Source organism: Nostoc sp. (genome assembly GCF_036917935.1).
In the GTDB taxonomy this organism is placed as follows: Bacteria; Cyanobacteriota; Cyanobacteriia; order Cyanobacteriales; family Nostocaceae; genus Nostoc.
In genome coordinates this window covers 26,427-45,814 of sequence record NZ_JBALEL010000034.1, presented here as the reverse complement: position 1 = coordinate 45,814, position 19,388 = coordinate 26,427, and the positions used below count along the sequence as shown (strand labels likewise).

Sequence of the window (19,388 nt, the reverse complement as noted above, 5' to 3'; positions counted from 1 at the left end):
GGAATGATGGGAAACTATCACGTTCCGTTTTGGAGAGCAGTGGAGGGGGCAACTCCTTCACTGACTTTAATTATCCTTAATCGAGGATTGGGTACTGTAGGGCATACAGGAACCTTTGCGCTAGACGCAAGCAACGCTTTAGGAGATAAGACCTCTACTCTTTCTGGTGAAAGCCTGATTGAGCAAGTCATGTCTTAGATTAAAGAATCCTCGTCCGCGACGGTCGAGGAGTGTCAAGCTTTAGGAGAATTAACCTCTACTTGGGTTGGAGTAATCCTGCCTGAGCAAGTTGGCTCGTTGATTAAAGAATCTCAGTGTCTTTAGACCTAAAAGTGTCAAAATCAGAATATCTTAGAAGCGAAGCATTGGCAGATGCGAAGCCGCCTTCAGCATTAGGGAGAAATCCGCACCTTGAGTCAGGCTAGCATCGCGCTAGGATGTATTACAGTTAACGGCATAGTTTCAGGCGATCAGTTGCTATGGACATTTCCCCAATCAAGGCTGTTCAAGCCCCATATTACGGCGATAACTTTTACCGGACACCGCCGCCAGATTTACCTTCCCTCTTATTGAAGGAGCGAATTGTCTATATTGGGATGCCACTGGTGCCTGCTGTCACCGAATTAATCGTGGCCGAATTGCTGTTTTTGCAATCCGACGACCCCGAAAAGCCAATTAAAATCTATATCAATTCCACCGGCACTTCCGGTTACAGTGGCGAACCCATTGGCTTTGAAACCGAAGCCTTCGCCATCTTTGACACCATGAAATATATCAAACCTCCGATCCACACCATCTGCGTCGGTTCCGCGATGGGTATGGCAGCGATGCTCCTCAGTGCTGGTACAAAAGGTTGCCGCGCTAGTTTACCTCACTCCTCGATTATCCTGCATCAGCCCAAGAGCTACGCCCAAGGTCAAGCAACGGATATTCAAATTCGCGCTAGGGAAGTTTTGGTAAATAAAGGGGCATTAGTTGATATCTTGCATCGCACCACTGGACAGCCTCCAGAAAAAATTACTAAAGACATGGATCGGTTGTTATATTTAACACCCTACGAAGCGAAGGAATACGGTCTGATTGACCGAGTTTTTGAGAAAGAAGAACTCGCAAATCCCCCACTCCCTGCCAGTGTCCTTTAGTGAGTGCTGTTAGCGATAGCGGGGCGTTTAGCCCGTGCTGAGTTATTAAGTTAGGAGTTATGAGTTATTCCTAACTCTCCTACCGTCTGCAAATTATTAAAAACGGAGTAAATTATGCCTATAGGCGTTCCTAAAGTTCCTTACCGGATGCCCGGTGGACAATATACAGATTGGATTAGCATTTACGATCGCCTTTACCGGGAACGGATTATTTTTTTGGGGCGAGATATTGATGATGAAATAGCCAATCAAATTATCGCTGTAATGCTGTATCTGGATTCAGATGATCCAGGTAAAGATATTTATATATACATCAATTCCCCCGGTGGGATGGTTACATCTGGCATGGCTATTTTTGATACCATGCAACATATCAAATCAGATGTAGTGACTATTTGCGTCGGTTTAGCTGCTTCAATGGGGTCTTTTCTGCTGGCAGCTGGCACCAAAGGCAAACGGTTAGCATTGCCTCACTCACGGATTATGATTCACCAGCCTTCAGGTGGCACCCGTGGACAAGCAACCGATATCGAAATTGAAGCTAGAGAGATTCTGCGGATTCGTCACCAGCTCAATGGCATTTATGCCGATAAAACCGGTCAGACCATAGCAAAAATTGAAAAAGATATGGATCGTGACTTTTTCATGTCTGCTCAAGAGGCTAAGGAATACGGTTTAATTGACCGTGTGATTGAAGAACGAACCTCCGTAGTAACAGGGGAGTAGGGAGTAGAGACTAGGGAATAGGGGCAATACGGTTCGGTTAAAGGGGAAAGGGGAAAGGGTAAAGGTTTTGAATACATCCTTTACCCCTTACCCCAAAACCAATCCCCAGACCACAAGGAAAGTGAAGAATGCTTAACCGAAGTGTATTGAAAGTAGGGGGATGAGGAAGCAGGCGAAGAATTCTAACTCCTAACTGCTAACTCCCCACTCCCCTCCTCTAGCCAAACTGTCAAGATTGAACTTTAAAATAGAAAATTAGCCCTTATCATTAATAGTCCAGGCTTGAAGCTGATACTGACAGATAATAGCCGATAGCTAAATATTCGATAGCTGATAGATCGAGATGGATCTTGGAGATTGCTACCGTTTACTAGGTTTAAGATCGGGAGCTTCTTTTGCTGACATCAAAGCGTCTTACCGACGACTGGCGCAGCAATATCATCCCGATATCAACCCAGATGACAACAAAGCCAAAGATAAGTTTATTGCCTTGACAGAGGCTTACAAACTCCTGCTGACGGTAGTACTACCAGAGGAAATTGGCGCACATTCAAGTCAGGTGTCAACGTCTAGACGTGATGACGCCAAAGCAACGCAGTGGCAGAAAACACCAGTAACAACGGTGACAAGCCAACAACCAGAGAAACCAAAGCCGCCGAATCTGTTGGAAATAGAAGAACGGCTGAAGTGGAAAACTTATGAGCAATTGCAGCGATTTTTGCAAGAAAGACGATTTCCGCAAGCGATCGCCCTGGCGGAAGCTTTAGCAGAGCGTTTGTCAACAGATGCAGAAGTTCGTCAATGGCTAGCGATCGTCTATCAAATTTGGGGACGGGCACTAATTTCCGAAAAACAACTACTTAAAGCCAGAATTTATCTCAAAAAAGCTTTGAAAACAGATCCTCATAATAAAAGTCTCTGGTATGAAGTGCAGCGCGATTTCCAGCGCTTGGAGCAAATTTTTTAAAGTTGACAAAATTGTAAATTTAGATGGCGCGATCGCGATCGGCAGCGATTCCTTGAGCCTACAAGCAGAGGATAATTTGCTCATAAAGTTGGGCTGAAGGTGGCCCGTAATTGAGAGCGATCGCAGCCTTTTGTGCCAGCACAGCAGCACTTGTAGCAGCCAAGTCAGCATGGGGAAAAAGAATTGGGTCAGCTAGACTGTAGGCAAAGCTGACAGTGATGATTTTGGTTAACTCTGTACCATAGGTTGATGGTGTCAGATTTCTAGCTCGTTCTGCTTACCCAAGAATACTATGGGATTGCTACACCTCAAGACTCTCCCCATTTGGATGCAATTAACAAAGGTATGGCGACTTTGTTATCCAATGGCACTTACAAGCAAATTTATCAAAAATGGTTTGACGCAGAACCTCCACAATTACCAGACTCTTGACAATAGGGCATTGGCGCAGCCTCTGGTAGAGAAGTATTGGGCATTAGAGAAACTCTTCTGCCCTCATATCCCCGTCATCTTCTCCATTCCCCATGCCCTATGCCCAATTTATAAGGAATTGCCTGCCAATATATGAAATATTTATCTAATATGCGTCACAATTAATACTGCCACCAAAATTCATTGAAAAACTACAATCTACTGTAGTCAGGGACAGCCAATTGTGGCACCTTGGATCTTAGTGGCTAGAAGCACCTTGGAACGAACGGGAATAAAGGAACTTCCACTATGCTGATTTGCCCTCAGTGTAAATTTGAAAACCCCAATAGCAACAAATTCTGTCAAAACTGTGGCACGTCCCTGACTCACAAGGTCTGTCCTGAATGCAGTACCGATGATGTACCGGTGAATGCACTACGTTGTCATAACTGTGATACAGAATGTGGAACAGTGTTTTGGGCAATTATTGCTAAAGAAACGACTGGGGAAGCTTTGAGAGAAATAGGGAATGTAGGAGATGTGGGAGGTGAGGGAGATGAGCAAGCAATAGCCTCCTCATCTCCTATTTCTCAGATTACATTAGGCTCCTATTTAGACTCCCAAGAACGCTATCAATTGTTAGATCCGCTACCTGCCCAAACGGAAACCGCCATTATTAGTGATGTGGGTGCGAGAGTTTTAGACTGCCAGCCGTATCAAATATCACCCATTGAGGCAATACTAGCAAGTCAGGAATCAGATTTGCTAACGCCATCAGTGGAAGCAAGTGAAATTCCTCGCCTTGCTAAACTTTATATTGCCTTACAATCCCAAGGTGAGCGGGGGATACCTCCGATTCACGACGCATGGCAGCAAGGTGATATACAGGTATTAATAATCGAAAACCGCTCGGATTGGCAGCATTTACTCGACCTGTGGCAAGAAGAAACAACCAGTTCGTTAAAAATTTTACACTGGTGTTATGAAATGACCCAACTTTGGGCAGTATTGGAACCAGTAAATTGTCGTCAAAGCCTGTTAGATTTGTCGAATTTGCGATTGGATGAAGACCAAACGTTGGCGCTACAAAGGTTGTATCTGGAATCATCGAATTCTCAGCCTGCCACGGAGTCGCCAGAAGATGCCCAAACCCAAACATCTGCCATTCTAGAGGAGCCATTAACTATCCAAGCTTTGGGACGGGTTTGGCAAGCGCTATTTAGACAATCTCAACGGACTCAATTTGGCTCTGTAGTCCAGATGTTGGGGGATTTAGAGGTAGGTAAGATTCAGACGATCGCACAATTGCGATCGCGTTTGAAGGAAATCTCTATTGAACTGGAAGCACTAGCAAGCGCAACTTTGCCCCCAATAAAGGAGAAAAATACTGCTGTGTCCACTATCCCGCAATCAGATGAGTCAGAAGATATCATTAGCAAAATTGATGATATGCCAACTGTTGTGCTGGCGATGCAGTTAAGTAGCTTAGAAGATGCAGGGCGCACAGATGTGGGGCGTCAACGTCATCATAACGAAGACTACTTTGGCATTAAAACCAAAATTCATAAACTGGAGTTCCCCAAAAGTAGAGTCTTAGAAGGGCATGGTTTGTATATTCTTTGTGATGGTATGGGTGGACACGCTGGCGGTGAGATAGCCAGCGAGTTAGCAGTCAACACCCTACGGCAATACTTTCAAGAACACTGGATTGCCAACCAGCTGCCAACAGAAGATAGCATTCGTGAGGCAGTGTATTTAGCTAATGAGGCGATTTACAAGCTCAATCAACAAGATGCCCGTTCTGGAGTTGGGCGCATGGGTACAACTTTAGTAATGCTTTTAATTCAAGATACTCAAGCAGTAGTCGCTCATGTGGGAGATAGCCGTCTCTATCGCCTGACGCGCAAGCAGGGACTAGAACAAGTCACGGTAGATCACGAAGTTGGGCAACGGGAAATTAACCGAGGAGTGGAAGCAAGCATAGCTTACGCCCGCCCAGATGCCTACCAACTCACCCAAGCCTTGGGGCCTCGTGATGAAAACTCGATTAATCCCGACGTAGGCTTTTTCGATATCAATGAAGATACTCTTCTGCTGTTGGCATCGGACGGTCTATCAGATAATGATTTACTAGAAACCCATTGGCAGACTCACTTAGAACCCTTACTTAGTTCTAGCGCTAACCTAGAACGGGGCGTTACAGATTTAATTGATTTGGCAAATCAACACAACGGTCACGACAATATTACTGGTATACTTATTCGGGCAAAAGTACGCCCAAATCTGGAAAGTTGAAAATTAAGGGATTGAGGACTGGGAACTGGGAAATAATTTTTCTACTCTCCAATCACTAATCCCCATTACCCCTTATCCCCAGAGGGGGCCCCACCTTCCCTAATCCCTGATCCTCTTACCTTGTAGGTTGTATTGTGGTTAGTCTGACCCTGTTAGAACCGCAACAGAAAACGCCCCTTCAGCAGTGGTGCTTTGAGAACTCCTCCATAATTCGGATTGGTCGAGCGGCAGATAATCACGTTGTTTTAACTGATAGTTTAGTTTCGCGGCATCATCTAGAACTTAGACAAGTTGGTTCGGCTAGCAATGGCGATGCTTGGCAACTGATTAGTCAGGGTACAAATGGGACTTTTCTCAACGGTATCCTTGTAATTCAGAGTCCGTTACCAGATAATTCCCTTTTGCAATTGGCACAGGGAGGCCCAATACTGCAATTCCAAATTCAGGAGGTAACAGTACTGGAAACTGGTTTGCGATCGCCACAATCGCCACAAATGCAAGGGACAGAAGAAAACGCCGCCGAGACACTTTACTCAGCAAAAAATCTGGCAAATTCATCCTCCACTTGCACGCACGAAGGCAACTCCCCAAAAAATCTGTTTTGCATCCACTGCGGTCAACCTCTCTCTGTCCAACAGAGAATTCGCCATTATCAGGTGTTGCAAACTCTCGGCCAAGGAGGTATGGGTACTACTTATCTCGCTTGGGATGAGGCTGGTCTGATTGCGGGTATGCCACAACTGCTAGTGTTGAAGCAAATGAATGCTGATATGGTGAAAATTGTCAAAGCTCAAGAGTTATTTGAGCGAGAGGCGTACACTCTCAAATCCCTTAACCATCCTGGAATTCCCAAGTATTATGACTTCTTTGTAGAAGACGGAAAAAAATACTTGGCAATGGAACTAATCCACGGACAAGATTTGGAGAAACGTGTCTATACCACTGGCCCAGTGACACCAAACCAAGCGATCGCTTGGATGATCCAAACCTGCGATATTTTAGAATATATTCATAGCCAAAGCCCTCCACTGATTCACCGCGATATTAAACCCGCCAATTTAATGGTGCGAAGTTCAGTAAATCGCATAGTGGTGCTAGATTTTGGCGCAGTTAAGGAAATTGGCACAGCGCCCGGTACTCGAATTGGTGCAGAAGGTTACTGCGCTCCTGAACAAGAACGAGGACAACCTTTGACTCAATCTGATTTGTATGCCATTGGGCCAACGCTGATTTTTCTGCTCACAGGCGAAAACCCGTTCAAGTATTACCGCCAACGAGGGCGAAACTTCAGGTTTGATGTGGCAAAAGTTCCCACCATTAGTTCCCAATTAAGAGATGTGATTGATCGCGTTACAGAACCATTGCCACGCGATCGCTATCAAAATGCAAAGGAGTTAGCTGCGGCTTTAGCTGCTTGCAAAGTTTAGAGAGTGGGGAGTAGGGAGTTAGGAATATTGAAAATCCCTATTCCCTATTGCCTACTCTTCATCCCAAGTTTCTACAGCTAGCAATTCACTAACTGGGTCTTGCATACTAAAGCCAAAGTCTTGCAGTTCCTGTTTCCAGTGCTGCCATTCATTACCGTAGAGCAAAGCGATTTTCCAGATGCTATCGCTTGGCTTGATAATATTCGATTCTATGAGTGATTGCACGTTGCGCTGCAATTTCACCATTGGGTGAATCACTTGCTGAGTCATAACTCTCGATTGAATTCAGATTTTGTTGGTAAATACTTAATCAAAACTGCTTCCCATTCTGCAATTGTTGCCGGGCCGTAGAGTGGTTTAATTTGGTAAAGCTAGTCTTAACTTTTTAACTATACCATAACAAACTCTACTAAGTTACTGGTAAATTCGGTTTTGTACGGTAATTACCACCAGAAAACCCCGATTTTACCGAGCAGTCCTTAAACCTTTTGCAGAAGCCAGACAAAAGTATAGGGATAAGGGTTAAGGGATTGAAGGGGGTAAGGGATGTTTCTGTTTCCCCTTTTTCCTTTAACCTTTGCCCCTTTTGTTTTTCTTCTTTACCTTTACCTTTTTTCCACAAGGGTGCAACACTACCTTTTGTAAGATATCTATTGTGGACGCCAAGCAGAATAATTATTCCTCAGGGAAGTTCCACTAAGTAGTGTGACTGAGGACGACTGGGAAAATTCTATTTGTTTGAATCACGAAAAATATACTTGCTTGTTGAAGAACCCATAAGACACGGGCTAGTTTGAAAGTTTTTGACTGAGAGGGAAATTTGTGATTGAGTAGAAACGTCTACTCTTTCTGTTGATTTAAACGTTGTTTATAGTATCGCAAACATCTGGCTTTAGGCAAATTAATTGCAAATCTTTATATAATTTTAATGTTTTGCTGAGGGAATAAAACCTGGAGCTTTGAGGTATGGGAGCGATGCCTACGGCGGTAAACTACGGCAAAATGTCGGTGCAGTATGGGTTTAGCATAAAGTTGCCTCGTGTTCAGAGCGATCGTTTGAAGTTTGTGTAAAAAATTTTTAGCGAGGATGTTAGTTTCTGTTGAGCAGATGGGTATCCTCAGAACGGGAGGCTTGCTGATACCTAAGTATTTACCACAGCAAGTATGTGAGGCATGGCTAGTTCGGATGCAGAATACCTAATTACCCGCAAAAAGCAGATTCAGCGGCGACAAAAGATTGTCATGATCGTGTCGATGTTCTCGTTTTTTGGTTCTACGGTATTTGCAATCATTCCGGCAATTCAACAGGCTAGTCAACCCAAGCCAGCAATTGCATCTCCTTCTCCTGAGTCAGGATTACAGCAACAGGCGCGGGGCTACGAGTTGGTTTTACAACGGGAACCAGAAAACCAACTTGCTTTAGAGAAACTATCTGTACTGCGGTTGCAATTGAAGGATACTAAAGGTGCGATCGCACCTTTAGAGAAGCTGGTAAAGTTGCACCCTGATCGGCAAGATTACAAAGTTGTATTAGAGCAGATTAAGAAGCAAGAGGGTAATGGCGTCGCCGCTCAATAAAAATGGGGCGCATTGGTCAACCTCTAAAGGTAGTATGATATGTCTTCCAACTCTCAAAGTGAGTATGTCAATAATGAAACTTATCTCTTTTCATCTGTATTAGCAGGAAAAGAACTTGAAAAACAAGGATGGGTATTATTTGAGAATATTGTTGATGATCAATTAGTTGAAAGGTTGAGGCTAGACCTCGATAAAGCAAATGCAATAGCTCGTCAGATTCAAATCAAGAATGGTGTAGCACAAAATACTGATGGGACGATTAATCACCTCTTAGGATTGGGCGATAGCTTTATGGAGTTTTTAGAGCGAATGTATTTGAAACAAACAATAACACATTACTTTTGTGGCAATTACATTTTGAATATTTTTGGTGGTGTAAATAATCTTAAGAATCGCCCTTCTTATCTTTTGAATATTCATCGAGATGTTCGCAGTTTCACAGGAAACCTAAAATTGATGCTTCAGATGATTGTCATGCTGGATGATTTCACACTAGAAAATGGTGCAACTTACTTTATGAATGGAGGACATTATGTAGCTGACCGTCCATCGGAAAAATTATTCTACGAAAATTCCAGTCGCGCTGTTGGAAAAAGTGGTAGCATCGTTCTTTTTGATGCGAACCTTTGGCACGCGGCAGGAACCAATCAGACGGATGACCCCAGACGCGCTCTTACACTGTGTTTTACTAAGCCTTTTGTCAAACAACAGTTGGATTTACCTCGATATTTTGGATATGACTATAGAACCCATTTATCGGAAGAAATGAAGCAGGTACTTGGATATAATGCCCTAGTTCCAACCAATTTGGAAGAATGGTATCAACCCCCAGAAAAGAGATTTTACAAACCAGGACAAGGCTAATTTATTAATACATCACAACCAATATAAAGAGAGAGTTACTATGAGAAATTATAATAAAGAATATTCAACCTTTAATACTAATGACCCCGACAACAAGTATGAGTATAGCTTTGACAAACTCCTAAGACGCTATATGCTGCGCTCTTTTCTACCATTTTTGTTATCAGGTAAGGCATTAGAATTAGGTTGCTTTCAAGGAGAATTTACTGAGATGCTGATCGATCACTTCACAGATATCACCGTTGTTGAAGCTGCTGACACGTTAGTAGAATATGTAAGAAATCGTGTGGGATATAAGGTTAAATTCATTAACTCAGTCTTTGAAACAGTGGAATTACAAGATAAGTACGATGCTATTTTTCTAATTCATACGCTTGAACATTTAGATGATCCGGTCTTCATTCTACGTAAAATTAATTCATGGTTATCAGACCAGGGACTACTTTTCTTAGCTGTGCCCAATGCGAATGCTCCATCTCGGCAAATTGCCGTTAAGATGGGTCTTATTTCTCACAATACGGCAGTTACTGAGGCAGAGTTTGCTCATGGACATCGAAAAACTTACGCTTTTGATAGCTTAGAAAAAGATACTATTGATGCTGGTCTTAACATTGTTCATCGAGGCGGTATATTTTTCAAAGCATTAGCCAACTTTCAATTTGACAAATTATTAAGTACTGACATAATTTCAGACTCATATCTAGAAGGTTGCTACAAATTAGGAATGCAATACCCTGATCTCTGCGCTAGCATTTTTATGGTTTGCGAAAAAGGTCGTATCTAATAGGTTACATATCTTATCAGCAAGGTCTATTTTTTATGCCTCACTGGTCTAAACGAAGGTCTATTTATGAAGATTACTATAATGCAGCCGTACTTATTTCCGTATCTAGGGTATTTTCAGCTTATAAATATAGCAGACAAATTTGTAATTCATGATGATGTACAGTACATAAAAGGAGGCTGGATCAATAGAAACCGAATTCTATTAAATAGAGAAGCTTACCTCTTTACATTAAGCATAAAAAATGATTCTGCTTTTTTGAACATCAATCAGAGGTTTTTTACAGAAAATTTTGATAAAGAAAGAAGAAGATTATTAAATATAGTGGAGTTATCTTATAGAAAAGCGCCTTATTACTCAAACATTAAAAAACTATTAGATAGTATTTTATCTGTAGATGAAATGAATATTTCACGAATGATAACACATAGCCTAAAGATCATTTGTGATTATTTAGATATGAGTACAGAAGTTTATTTTTCTTCGGAACTTAATAAAGACAATACCTTGAAAGGGGAAGAACGGGTTATCAGTATAAACAAGTGTTTAGGGTCTGACCATTACATAAATTCAATTGGAGGAGAGAAATTGTATTCAAGAGAGGTTTTTAAAAAAAATGATATAAAGTTGTCATTCCTTCAGCCAAGATTTGTCGAATATAGTCAATTTGATAATCAGTTTGTTCCTTGGCTTTCAATCATTGATGTTTTAATGTTTAATGACAAACAAAAAGTTCAAAAAATGTTGAATGAATATGATTTAATATGAATGCAAAAATATTTATATTTTTTTGATTATGAAGAGGAAAGATAAGTGACTAAATATATATTTCATTTAATAAATAGCACGTATAAGACTCATACCTATTCAGATAAGTATAAATTTATATGAGGTTTTAAAGATTGAGATGAAGTCTAGAGTAAAACCAATTGGAGGTTTTTTTGAGTTAGAAATTCAAAATAAAGATTGCAGCTATCATTCTAATGCAATTGCTCTTAGTAATGGAAGAGCTTGCCTAAATCTCATCCTTAAACACATTCAAGCCGAGAGAATATGGATACCTTTTTACAGCTGTAATGCTTTGTTGAAGCCGATTCAAACGAATCAAACTCCCTATAGCTTTTACTCAATTAATATAAATTTAGAACCTAGTGAAGATGTGAAATTAAAAAAAAATGAGTATTTAATTTATATCAATTATTTTGGACTAAAGGGCAAATTTATTGAAGCCCTAATTAATCGGTATAATGATCGAATTATCATTGATAATACTCAAGCATTCTTTGATAAAGAAAATAGTAAAGCTTGGTCTTTTAATTCTGCAAGAAAGTTTTTTGGTGTGCCAGATGGAGGATATCTTTATACTCCTTATGATATTCCTGTTGACTATGAAAGGAATACTGATTTGAGTTGTAATCATTTATTAAATCGTTTATTGGGTAAGCAGAAACAAGCATATCAAGAATTTATAGAATATGAAAAGGGCTTGGATGATAAAATTAAAAAGATATCACTGATTTCTGAATATTTACTTGCTAGTATTGATTATTTAAATGTTGCTCAAAAGCGTCGACATCACTTCAATTATTATCATTCATTCTTTGAAGAAATTAATCAATTTAATTTGCCTTTAGCAACTAATGCTATTCCTTACTATTATCCTCTTTTAGTCAACAATAGAATAGATAAAAACCTATTATATGATCAAAATATTTTTATTCCAATATTATGGAAAGATACAATGCATAGAGGATTAGAAGGATTTGATTTTGAACGCGATTTAACGCAAAAATTACTTGCACTTCCAATAGATCATAGATATGAGATTGATGACCTAGATTATGTAATTAAATCAATAAAAGAACTATTAAGGAACTAAGAATGTTCACGTTGAGAGAGATTTCCAAAAAGGATCTAAAAATAATTAATGCATGGAGAAATGACCATGATATTATCAATTTACTTGGGTGTAATTTTCTTTATATTTCTGAAGAGGTAGATGAGAATTGGTATCAAAACTATCTTAATAATAGAGATAAAAATGTTAGACTTTCTATTATTGAATCAGATAATAATAATCTTATCGGCAATGTTTATTTAACAAATATTCAATCGATTAACCGTTCTGCTGAATTTTCAATTGTTATCAGTAATAAGAATTACTGGTCTAGAGGTATTGGAGAAGCAGTGTGCCGAGAAATTATTAAGCACGCTTTTATTGATTTGAATCTTAACCGTATTTATCTCTATGTTCTTGAGCAAAATACTAGAGCTATTAGAATGTATGAAAAAGTTGGTTTTTTTGTAGAAGGAAAGTTGGAAGAGGCAGTTTATAAAAATGGCAGCTACCATAACACTTTTGTGATGGCGATTCTTAGAAGTAATTATAATAAAGATATTCAAAACAATAATAAATAGTATGAATACATGATATAAAAAAGTAAAGCAATTTTAAAATGATATTTTTTAAGAAGTTGTGGGTAATCTAATAACAAGGAACACTCCTATAATTTTGACCGTAGCAATAGCAAATTTTGATAAATTACAAGTTCAAGTAGTGATTATTTATTTATCATAACTGAGTCAAATTGAAACATTTGAAATATAGTAACAGCAAAATTATGTCCCAATTTATCGATGATATTATCCATGCTTTTTATGTAAATATTCATAATTTTCAGGAAAATAACTGGGATTATGAGAGATTTCAAACCTTATCAAAGGATTATACCAACAGGCAGATTTTTATAGACTCATACAGTTATTATCTTAAGTTTCTTTTCCAAAATCAGGAAAATCTTCAGCAAGTTCACGAAATTCTAGCTGATTCTGAGTCTAAGAATTGGTTAACAAACTTATTACTTTTCAGACTAGTAGGACATCTACACTTTAAATTACCTACTAATAATGAACAACACTGGCGAGACAGACAGAAAGCTAGGGAGATGATAGTTTCAGAATCTGATGTAGATTACTCTGGTATTTTTGGTGAATTGCAGAAGTATGCGGTTAGCTTTGAAAATCAACATATTACTATTGATTGCTGGTCGGGCAATGTAGCTTGGACATTTTTGTTCAAGCAGTATTACTTTAGTAGAAATAATGTTCAAATCTGTCCTGAGCCAGGAGATTATGTGATTGATGCTGGTGCGTGCTTTGGTGATACAGCAATAGCTTTTGCATCAACTATTGGTTCAGAAGGAAAAGTTTTTTCGTTTGAAATAGAGCCACATAATTTCGATGTATTTTGCTACAACTTGATGCAGAATGAGGATTTAGCAGAAAGAGTAGTTATTAGTGATTATGCTCTAACGGATAGTTCAGAAACTCAGCTTTATTTACATGGCGAAGGACCTGGTGCAAATATTAGTAACACTCCATCCGAAATACCTATAGCTACTACCACAATTGATCAACTTGTATATGAAAAAAGTATAGATAGAGTGGATTTTATTAAAATGGATATTGAAGGTGCTGAGTTAAGTGCCTTACATGGGGCTGTAGAAACTATCCGTAAGTTCCGTCCAAAACTTGCTATTTCTATATATCATAGACCAAATGATATTTTTGATATTCCTCTTTTTATCCATAGTTTAGATATTGGCTACCAGTTGTACATAGATCATTACACGATACATTCAGAAGAAACAGTGCTTTACGCCAAAGTTATGGAATAAACCGCAGAAATAACTTTCGCTTTTTAATATATCAAAGACCCTTACTTTTAAAACATCCTATAGTGATTTGTTTAAAATATTTTCTAAAGTTTTTCCAAATACAAAATTAAAAAATGCTTCAGATGAAACAACAATTGAATAATTTAGCTATCTTTACTGGTATACCAACCTTCACAGAAAAATTACACGTTGGTCGTCCTAATATTGGAAACCGCGATCGCTTACTTAATCGCATCAATGACATTTTAGACAGAAGATGGCTAACAAACAATGGACCTTATGTACAAGAATTTGAGCAACGCATTGCTGAATTTGTCGGAGTAAAGCATTGCATTGCTAGCTGTAACGCTACAGTAGCATTAGAAATAGCCATCCGCGCTGCGGGTTTAAAAGGCGAAGTTATTGTCCCTTCTTTTACCTTTATTGCAACTGCACACGCTCTACAATGGCAAGAAATTACCCCTGTATTTTGTGATATTGATCCTAAAACCCATAACATCGATCCAAAGCAAATAGAGCAATTAATAACCCCACGTACTACAGGCATTATTGGCGTTCATTTGTGGGGTCGTCCCTGTAACGTGGAGGCTTTAAATAAAATTGCCCGTAGCCACAACTTAAAATTAATGTTTGATGCGGCTCATGCTTTCGGTTGTTCACATCAAGGGCGTATGATTGGTAGCTTTGGAGATGCCGAAGTTTTTAGCTTCCATGCTACTAAATTTTTGAACACATTTGAGGGCGGAGCAATTGTGACTAATAATGATGAATTAGCTGCAAAAATTCGCCTAATGACTAACTTTGGTTTTGTCGGTATGGATAACGTTATCTATATTGGTACAAACGGGAAAATGCATGAAACATCAGCGGCAATGGGTTTGACAGGACTTGAAAGTTTAGAAGAGTTTGTGGCTATCAATTATCGTAATTACCAACAATATAAACAAGAATTGCAGAGTATTCCTGGACTGAGACTTATTGCTTATGACAAAACACAAAAATGTAATTATCAGTATATTGTTTTAGAAATTGATGAAAAAGATTTTGGTATAAGCCGAGATTATTTAGTTGAAATATTACAAGCTGAAAATGTTATTGCTCGAAAGTACTTCTATCCAGGTTGCCATAATATGGAACCTTATCGTTCTTATTTTCCTTACAATAGGCTATTACTACCTAAAACTGAAAAACTTGTCAATCGAGTACTCTGTCTACCAACAGGCACGGCATTAAAACCAGAAGATATTAGCAAAATTTGTCAAATTATCAAGTTAGTCGTTGCAAATAGTTGTGAAATTTCCAAAGTCCGTTATTATTCACACATCTAAAATTTATATCTTAGAGGTAAAAGTATGAAAGTAAGTGTTTTAATGGTTACTTATAACCATGAAAATTTTATTGCTCAAGCAATAGAAAGTGTATTGATGCAAAAAGTCGATTTTGAATATGAACTTGTGATAGGCGAAGATTATTCTACAGATAATACACGTCAAATTGTAATTGATTACCAAAGAAAATATTCGGACAAAATTCGCTTATTACTGCCAGATGTAAACTTGGGGGCGCACAAAAATTTTTTAAATACATTTAAAGCCTGTCAAGGTAAGTATCTAGCAATATTAGAAGGTGATGATTACTGGACTTCAAGTAAAAAACTACAAAAACAAGTAGATTTTTTAGATAAAAACCTAGACTTTGTTATATGTTTTCACAATGTATTAGTATTTTGGCAAGATAACAGTCACTCACCTGGGATTTTTCTACACAATCAGCCAAAAACATCTACTATAGAAAATTTGTTAGTAAACAACTTTATTTCCACTCCTTCGGTAATGTACCGTGCTGGTTTAGTACAAGAGTTTCCCGCTTGGTTTTATGAACAAAGTATGGGAGATTGGACTTTCCATATCTTAAATGCACAGCATGGAAAAATCGGATATATTGATGAAGTGATGGCAGCATATAGAGTTCATCCCAAAGGAGTATGGTCTAGTAAAAGCCGAGAATCGCAAATCAAAGAAACTATTAGAATGCTTGAGACTATAAAGCATAATCTTAGTTCTCAATATCAAGCAATTATAAATACATCCATAAATTTATACTCTCAACAACTAGCTAGTGTATTAAATGAACAAAAATTAAATAAATTACAGCAAGAAACTGATTACAAGAAAGCTAACTTATTAGAAGAACAGCCGTTGGTTAGTATTTGTATTCCTACTTATAATGGTGAAAAATTTATTGCAGAAGCTATTAATAGCGTGTTACACCAAACCTATCCAAATATAGAAATTATTTTATCTGATGATAATTCTACTGATATAACAGTTGAGATTGCTAAATTATTTAACCAGAAATTATACTTTAATTTCTCAATTCTTGAACATAGCCAATATGGACTAGCTCAAAATTGGAATTTTTGTATTTCTCAAGCTAAAGGTAAATATATAAAGTTTTTATTTCAAGATGATTTATTAGAGCCAAATGCTATTGAAGAAATGGTTAATTTGGCTGAACAAGATGAAGAGATAGGTTTAGTTTTCTCACCGCGAACACTCTTCACTAATACTGGCAACACCGTCTATGATTCAAACTTTTTAATGTATCACGAAGCTAAAGATGTATACAAAGCTTGGTCAACATTAAAGCCAATTCAATCAGGACAGCAACTTTTACTAGATCAAAATATACTTGACAGTCCAATTAATAAAATTGGAGAGCCAAGCACAGTACTAATTAGAAAAGATGTTTTTGAGAAAGTAGGATTATTTAATTCTGAATTTTGTCAACTTGTGGATTTAGAAATGTGGCTCAGAATTATGAGCCAATATAAAATCGGTTTTGTTGACAAAGTTTTATCCCACTTTAGGATACACCCACAACAACAAACTCGTCGAAATGTTGCTTTAAAGGATGCGATTTTATTAGATTATCAAAAACTTTTTCAGACAATTTACAGTGATACACGATATCCTCAAGCAACGAGACAACAAGCTCTTTATAGATACGCGACTTTGAGTGAACAAAATGCAGAGTTGCATCAGTTGCGAAAACAAATAGCAGAAGAATGTCTGAATATTTCAGATGAGCAGATAACAAATATGTATGTGGGTCTGCTAGGTAAAACACATAAGATGTTAGTGAATAGTAGCATCAAATATGAAAATCTGACCAGTGAAGAACAGATTTTTGCTAATGATATAGTTAAAAGTATATCTCAAGGTTTTGAGCAGCCAAAAGCAATCCAGAATTTACTAGCAGCTATGCTGTATTGCCGCGCTGACCAGTTACAATTACAGCATGATCTCTCTCGCATACCCCGTTGGTTACTTCAGGATTATTTACAATTCCTATTTTCTTCCCCAGTCCATTTTCAAGAACCGGGTGATGCAAAGAATTACTATTACTATATCCAAGGGTGGATTGATTACTTACACACATCGATATTCAAAAACTCTGATTCTCAGTTGTGGAATGAAATAGTTAATCATTTTGCGCCCATTGCTAATTTTATCCCCCTATATTTTAATGAGCATAATCTTAAAGATATTTATGTTAAACGTGGAGAGATTATAGAGTTTTTACTGAAGCTTAAAGGTTATGAGGTAGATTACGAATTTGCTGATAGACCTATAAGTAGAAAAAAAATTCGCTTGGGTGTCCTAGCAACACATTTTTTACCTGGTTCGGAAACATTTGCTTATCTTCCTGTTTATGAGTATATCAGTAGAGATTTTGAAGTAGTTTTGTACTCTCTTAATCAAACTGGTCATCAATTAGAGCAATATTGTCAAAGCTGTGCAAACTTCTTTAAACTACTACCACAAAATTTAGAAGAACAGGTAAATATTATTCGTGCTGATGATCTCGATATATTATTTATTGCTACCAATGTGACGGCAGTAACCAATCAAATCTGCTTCTTATCAATGCATCGGTTAGCTAGAATACAAATCACAAGTGGCGGATCTGTGGTAACAACAGGAATGCGGCATATAGATTATTACATTTCTGGTACGCTAACCGATCCATCGCCAACGGTAGAACAGCAATATCAAGAAAAGTTGCTGAAACTTGAAGGGTCTGCTCATTGCTTTAGTTATGGTAATGAAGAAGAAAATATAACTGTCAAAGTTGATCGAGAAAGTTTGGGTATATCTGAAGAAACAGTTATTTTTATCTCTGGTGCTAACTTCTTTAAAATCATCCCTGAACTAATTGATATTTGGGCAAAAATAATTTATGGAGTTCCTAACTCTGTTTTAGTACTTCTGCCATTTGGCCCAAATTGGTCAAATAATTATCCTAAAAAAGCTTTTGTAAATCACTTAATTAAAGTGTTTTCAAAGGATGGAATACCAGCAGAACAATTAATAGTTTTAGATCCTCAGCCAGTGCCAAAGCGCGAAGAAGTTAAAGAATACTTTAGAATTGCTGATGTTTATCTAGATTCTTTTCCATTTGCCGGAACAACTTCTTTGATAGAACCACTACAGGTTAATTTACCAGTAATTGCTAGACGTGGAACTAGTTTTCGCTCTGCAATGGGGGCTGCAATGGTGCAAGCACTCGATGTACCTGGTTTAGTTGCAGATAGTGAAGAGTCTTATATACAGTTAGCGATCGCACTCGGCAATAACCCTGAATTACGCCAACAAAAGAGCGCCCAAATCAAGGAGAAAATGCAAGGTAATCCTAGTTTTCTGGATAGCCGCGCTTACTCAGCTAAAATGGCCAGCCTCTTCCAAGAACTATTTAGTAAATATCTTGCAGATACTCTGAGTCAAAATTTCCGCTTAGGAGATATTAACCTAGTTATTTTCCCAGACTGGTTACAAGCAGAAGACCTACTATATCAAGATTTAGCAAGTGTTATTTCTACTCTCACTACTCACCCAGATAAAAGTCACATAACTCTCCTGATAGATACTCACAAAGTTTCTGAGGAACAAGCCGATATGCTTTTATCGTCTTTGACCATGAATTTGCTCATGGAGGGTGATGTAGATATAACTGAGGGGCCAGAAATTTCTCTGCTAGGTAAGATAAGTGATGCACAATGGAAAACTCTTTTACCTAGAATTCATACTCGAATTGCTTTAACAACAGATAATCAACAGGCGATCGCCCAAGCGAAAGCAGAAAATCTCCCATTCTGCGATGTAGATAGCTTGATCGCATCTTAAGAAGCCTTTTATAAGTAGATGAACAAAAATATTTACAGTCATTGCGAGCGGAGCGTTCGCGGAGCGTCTCGTAGAGAAGCAATCCCAGCCCTGGCGATTGCTTCATTACGCTTTGCTGCATTCGCAATGACATTGTGTAATTAATAGTGTTTGCTTACTTAAATAAGTTTGTAGTAAGCACTGAAGTGCTTAATTTATCATTTCAGAGGAGGAGGACTAAAGTCCTCACTACGAACTTTTGAATTGTTTGTAGTAAGCTCTTTAGTGCTTAAAAATATATGTATGAATATCGCAAACTCACAACAGAACAAAAAGTTGAACTACTTAAATA

16 protein-coding genes and 1 pseudogene are annotated in these 19,388 nt (G+C 38.2%); 16 read left to right on the top strand and 1 reads right to left on the bottom strand.

From position 1 onward, the window contains the following. The 7 genes and pseudogenes from V7K62_RS14690 to V7K62_RS14660 form a co-directional block, all read left to right on the top strand. Positions 1–198: pseudogene (locus V7K62_RS14690) on the top strand (hypothetical protein); the annotation flags it as partial. Between the two features lie 281 nt (positions 199–479). Further along, complete coding sequence (locus V7K62_RS14685) at positions 480–1,142, top strand: ATP-dependent Clp protease proteolytic subunit (protein ID WP_069072491.1); 663 nt, start codon at positions 480–482, stop codon at positions 1,140–1,142. Between the two features lie 114 nt (positions 1,143–1,256). Then, on the top strand, positions 1,257–1,868 hold the full coding sequence (locus tag V7K62_RS14680; RefSeq protein WP_334865098.1) for an ATP-dependent Clp protease proteolytic subunit: 612 nt from the start codon (positions 1,257–1,259) through the stop codon (positions 1,866–1,868). 343 nt (positions 1,869–2,211) lie between these two features. Then, positions 2,212–2,835, top strand: coding sequence for a J domain-containing protein (locus V7K62_RS14675; protein WP_334865096.1), 624 nt, complete (start codon positions 2,212–2,214; stop codon positions 2,833–2,835). Positions 2,836–3,108: 273 nt separating this feature from the next. Then, positions 3,109–3,267, top strand: coding sequence for a transporter substrate-binding domain-containing protein (locus tag V7K62_RS14670; RefSeq protein ID WP_334865107.1), 159 nt, complete (start codon positions 3,109–3,111; stop codon positions 3,265–3,267). A 288-nt stretch (positions 3,268–3,555) separates the two neighbouring features. Then, positions 3,556–5,541: a serine/threonine phosphatase gene (locus V7K62_RS14665; RefSeq protein WP_334865094.1), complete on the top strand. Its 1,986-nt coding sequence runs from the start codon at positions 3,556–3,558 to the stop codon at positions 5,539–5,541. A gap of 134 nt (positions 5,542–5,675) precedes the next feature. After that, positions 5,676–6,968, top strand: a complete 1,293-nt coding sequence (locus V7K62_RS14660; RefSeq protein ID WP_334865092.1) for a protein kinase domain-containing protein — start codon at positions 5,676–5,678, stop codon at positions 6,966–6,968. 51 nt (positions 6,969–7,019) lie between these two features. Here the strand turns inward: V7K62_RS14660 and V7K62_RS14655 are convergent, their stop codons facing one another. Beyond that, positions 7,020–7,238 carry a DUF4327 family protein gene (locus V7K62_RS14655; RefSeq protein WP_094347581.1) on the bottom strand — a complete coding sequence of 73 codons (219 nt, stop codon included), beginning with the start codon at positions 7,236–7,238 and terminating at the stop codon, positions 7,020–7,022. Between the two features lie 903 nt (positions 7,239–8,141). Between V7K62_RS14655 and V7K62_RS14650 the strand changes: the two genes are divergently transcribed. The 9 genes from V7K62_RS14650 (at position 8,142) to V7K62_RS14610 (ending at position 19,057) form a co-directional block, all read left to right on the top strand. Further along, on the top strand, positions 8,142–8,546 hold the full coding sequence (locus V7K62_RS14650) for a tetratricopeptide repeat protein (protein ID WP_334865090.1): 405 nt from the start codon (positions 8,142–8,144) through the stop codon (positions 8,544–8,546). A gap of 39 nt (positions 8,547–8,585) precedes the next feature. Beyond that, entirely contained in the window at positions 8,586–9,410 is an 825-nt protein-coding gene (locus tag V7K62_RS14645) for a phytanoyl-CoA dioxygenase family protein (protein WP_334865088.1), read from the top strand. 40 nt (positions 9,411–9,450) lie between these two features. Continuing rightward, entirely contained in the window at positions 9,451–10,194 is a 744-nt protein-coding gene (locus V7K62_RS14640) for a class I SAM-dependent methyltransferase (protein WP_334865086.1), read from the top strand. Between the two features lie 81 nt (positions 10,195–10,275). Continuing rightward, positions 10,276–10,962 carry a WbqC family protein gene (locus V7K62_RS14635; RefSeq protein WP_334865084.1) on the top strand — a complete coding sequence of 229 codons (687 nt, stop codon included), beginning with the start codon at positions 10,276–10,278 and terminating at the stop codon, positions 10,960–10,962. 139 nt (positions 10,963–11,101) lie between these two features. After that, complete coding sequence (locus tag V7K62_RS14630; RefSeq protein ID WP_334865082.1) at positions 11,102–12,073, top strand: hypothetical protein; 972 nt, start codon at positions 11,102–11,104, stop codon at positions 12,071–12,073. Positions 12,074–12,084: 11 nt separating this feature from the next. Further along, positions 12,085–12,612, top strand: a complete 528-nt coding sequence (locus V7K62_RS14625; RefSeq protein WP_334865080.1) for a GNAT family N-acetyltransferase — start codon at positions 12,085–12,087, stop codon at positions 12,610–12,612. A 203-nt stretch (positions 12,613–12,815) separates the two neighbouring features. Then, entirely contained in the window at positions 12,816–13,871 is a 1,056-nt protein-coding gene (locus tag V7K62_RS14620; RefSeq protein WP_334865078.1) for an FkbM family methyltransferase, read from the top strand. A 122-nt stretch (positions 13,872–13,993) separates the two neighbouring features. Further along, positions 13,994–15,199: an aminotransferase class I/II-fold pyridoxal phosphate-dependent enzyme gene (locus V7K62_RS14615; protein WP_334865076.1), complete on the top strand. Its 1,206-nt coding sequence runs from the start codon at positions 13,994–13,996 to the stop codon at positions 15,197–15,199. A gap of 24 nt (positions 15,200–15,223) precedes the next feature. Then, entirely contained in the window at positions 15,224–19,057 is a 3,834-nt protein-coding gene (locus V7K62_RS14610) for a glycosyltransferase (protein WP_334865074.1), read from the top strand. The last annotated feature ends 331 nt before the right edge of the window (positions 19,058–19,388 follow it).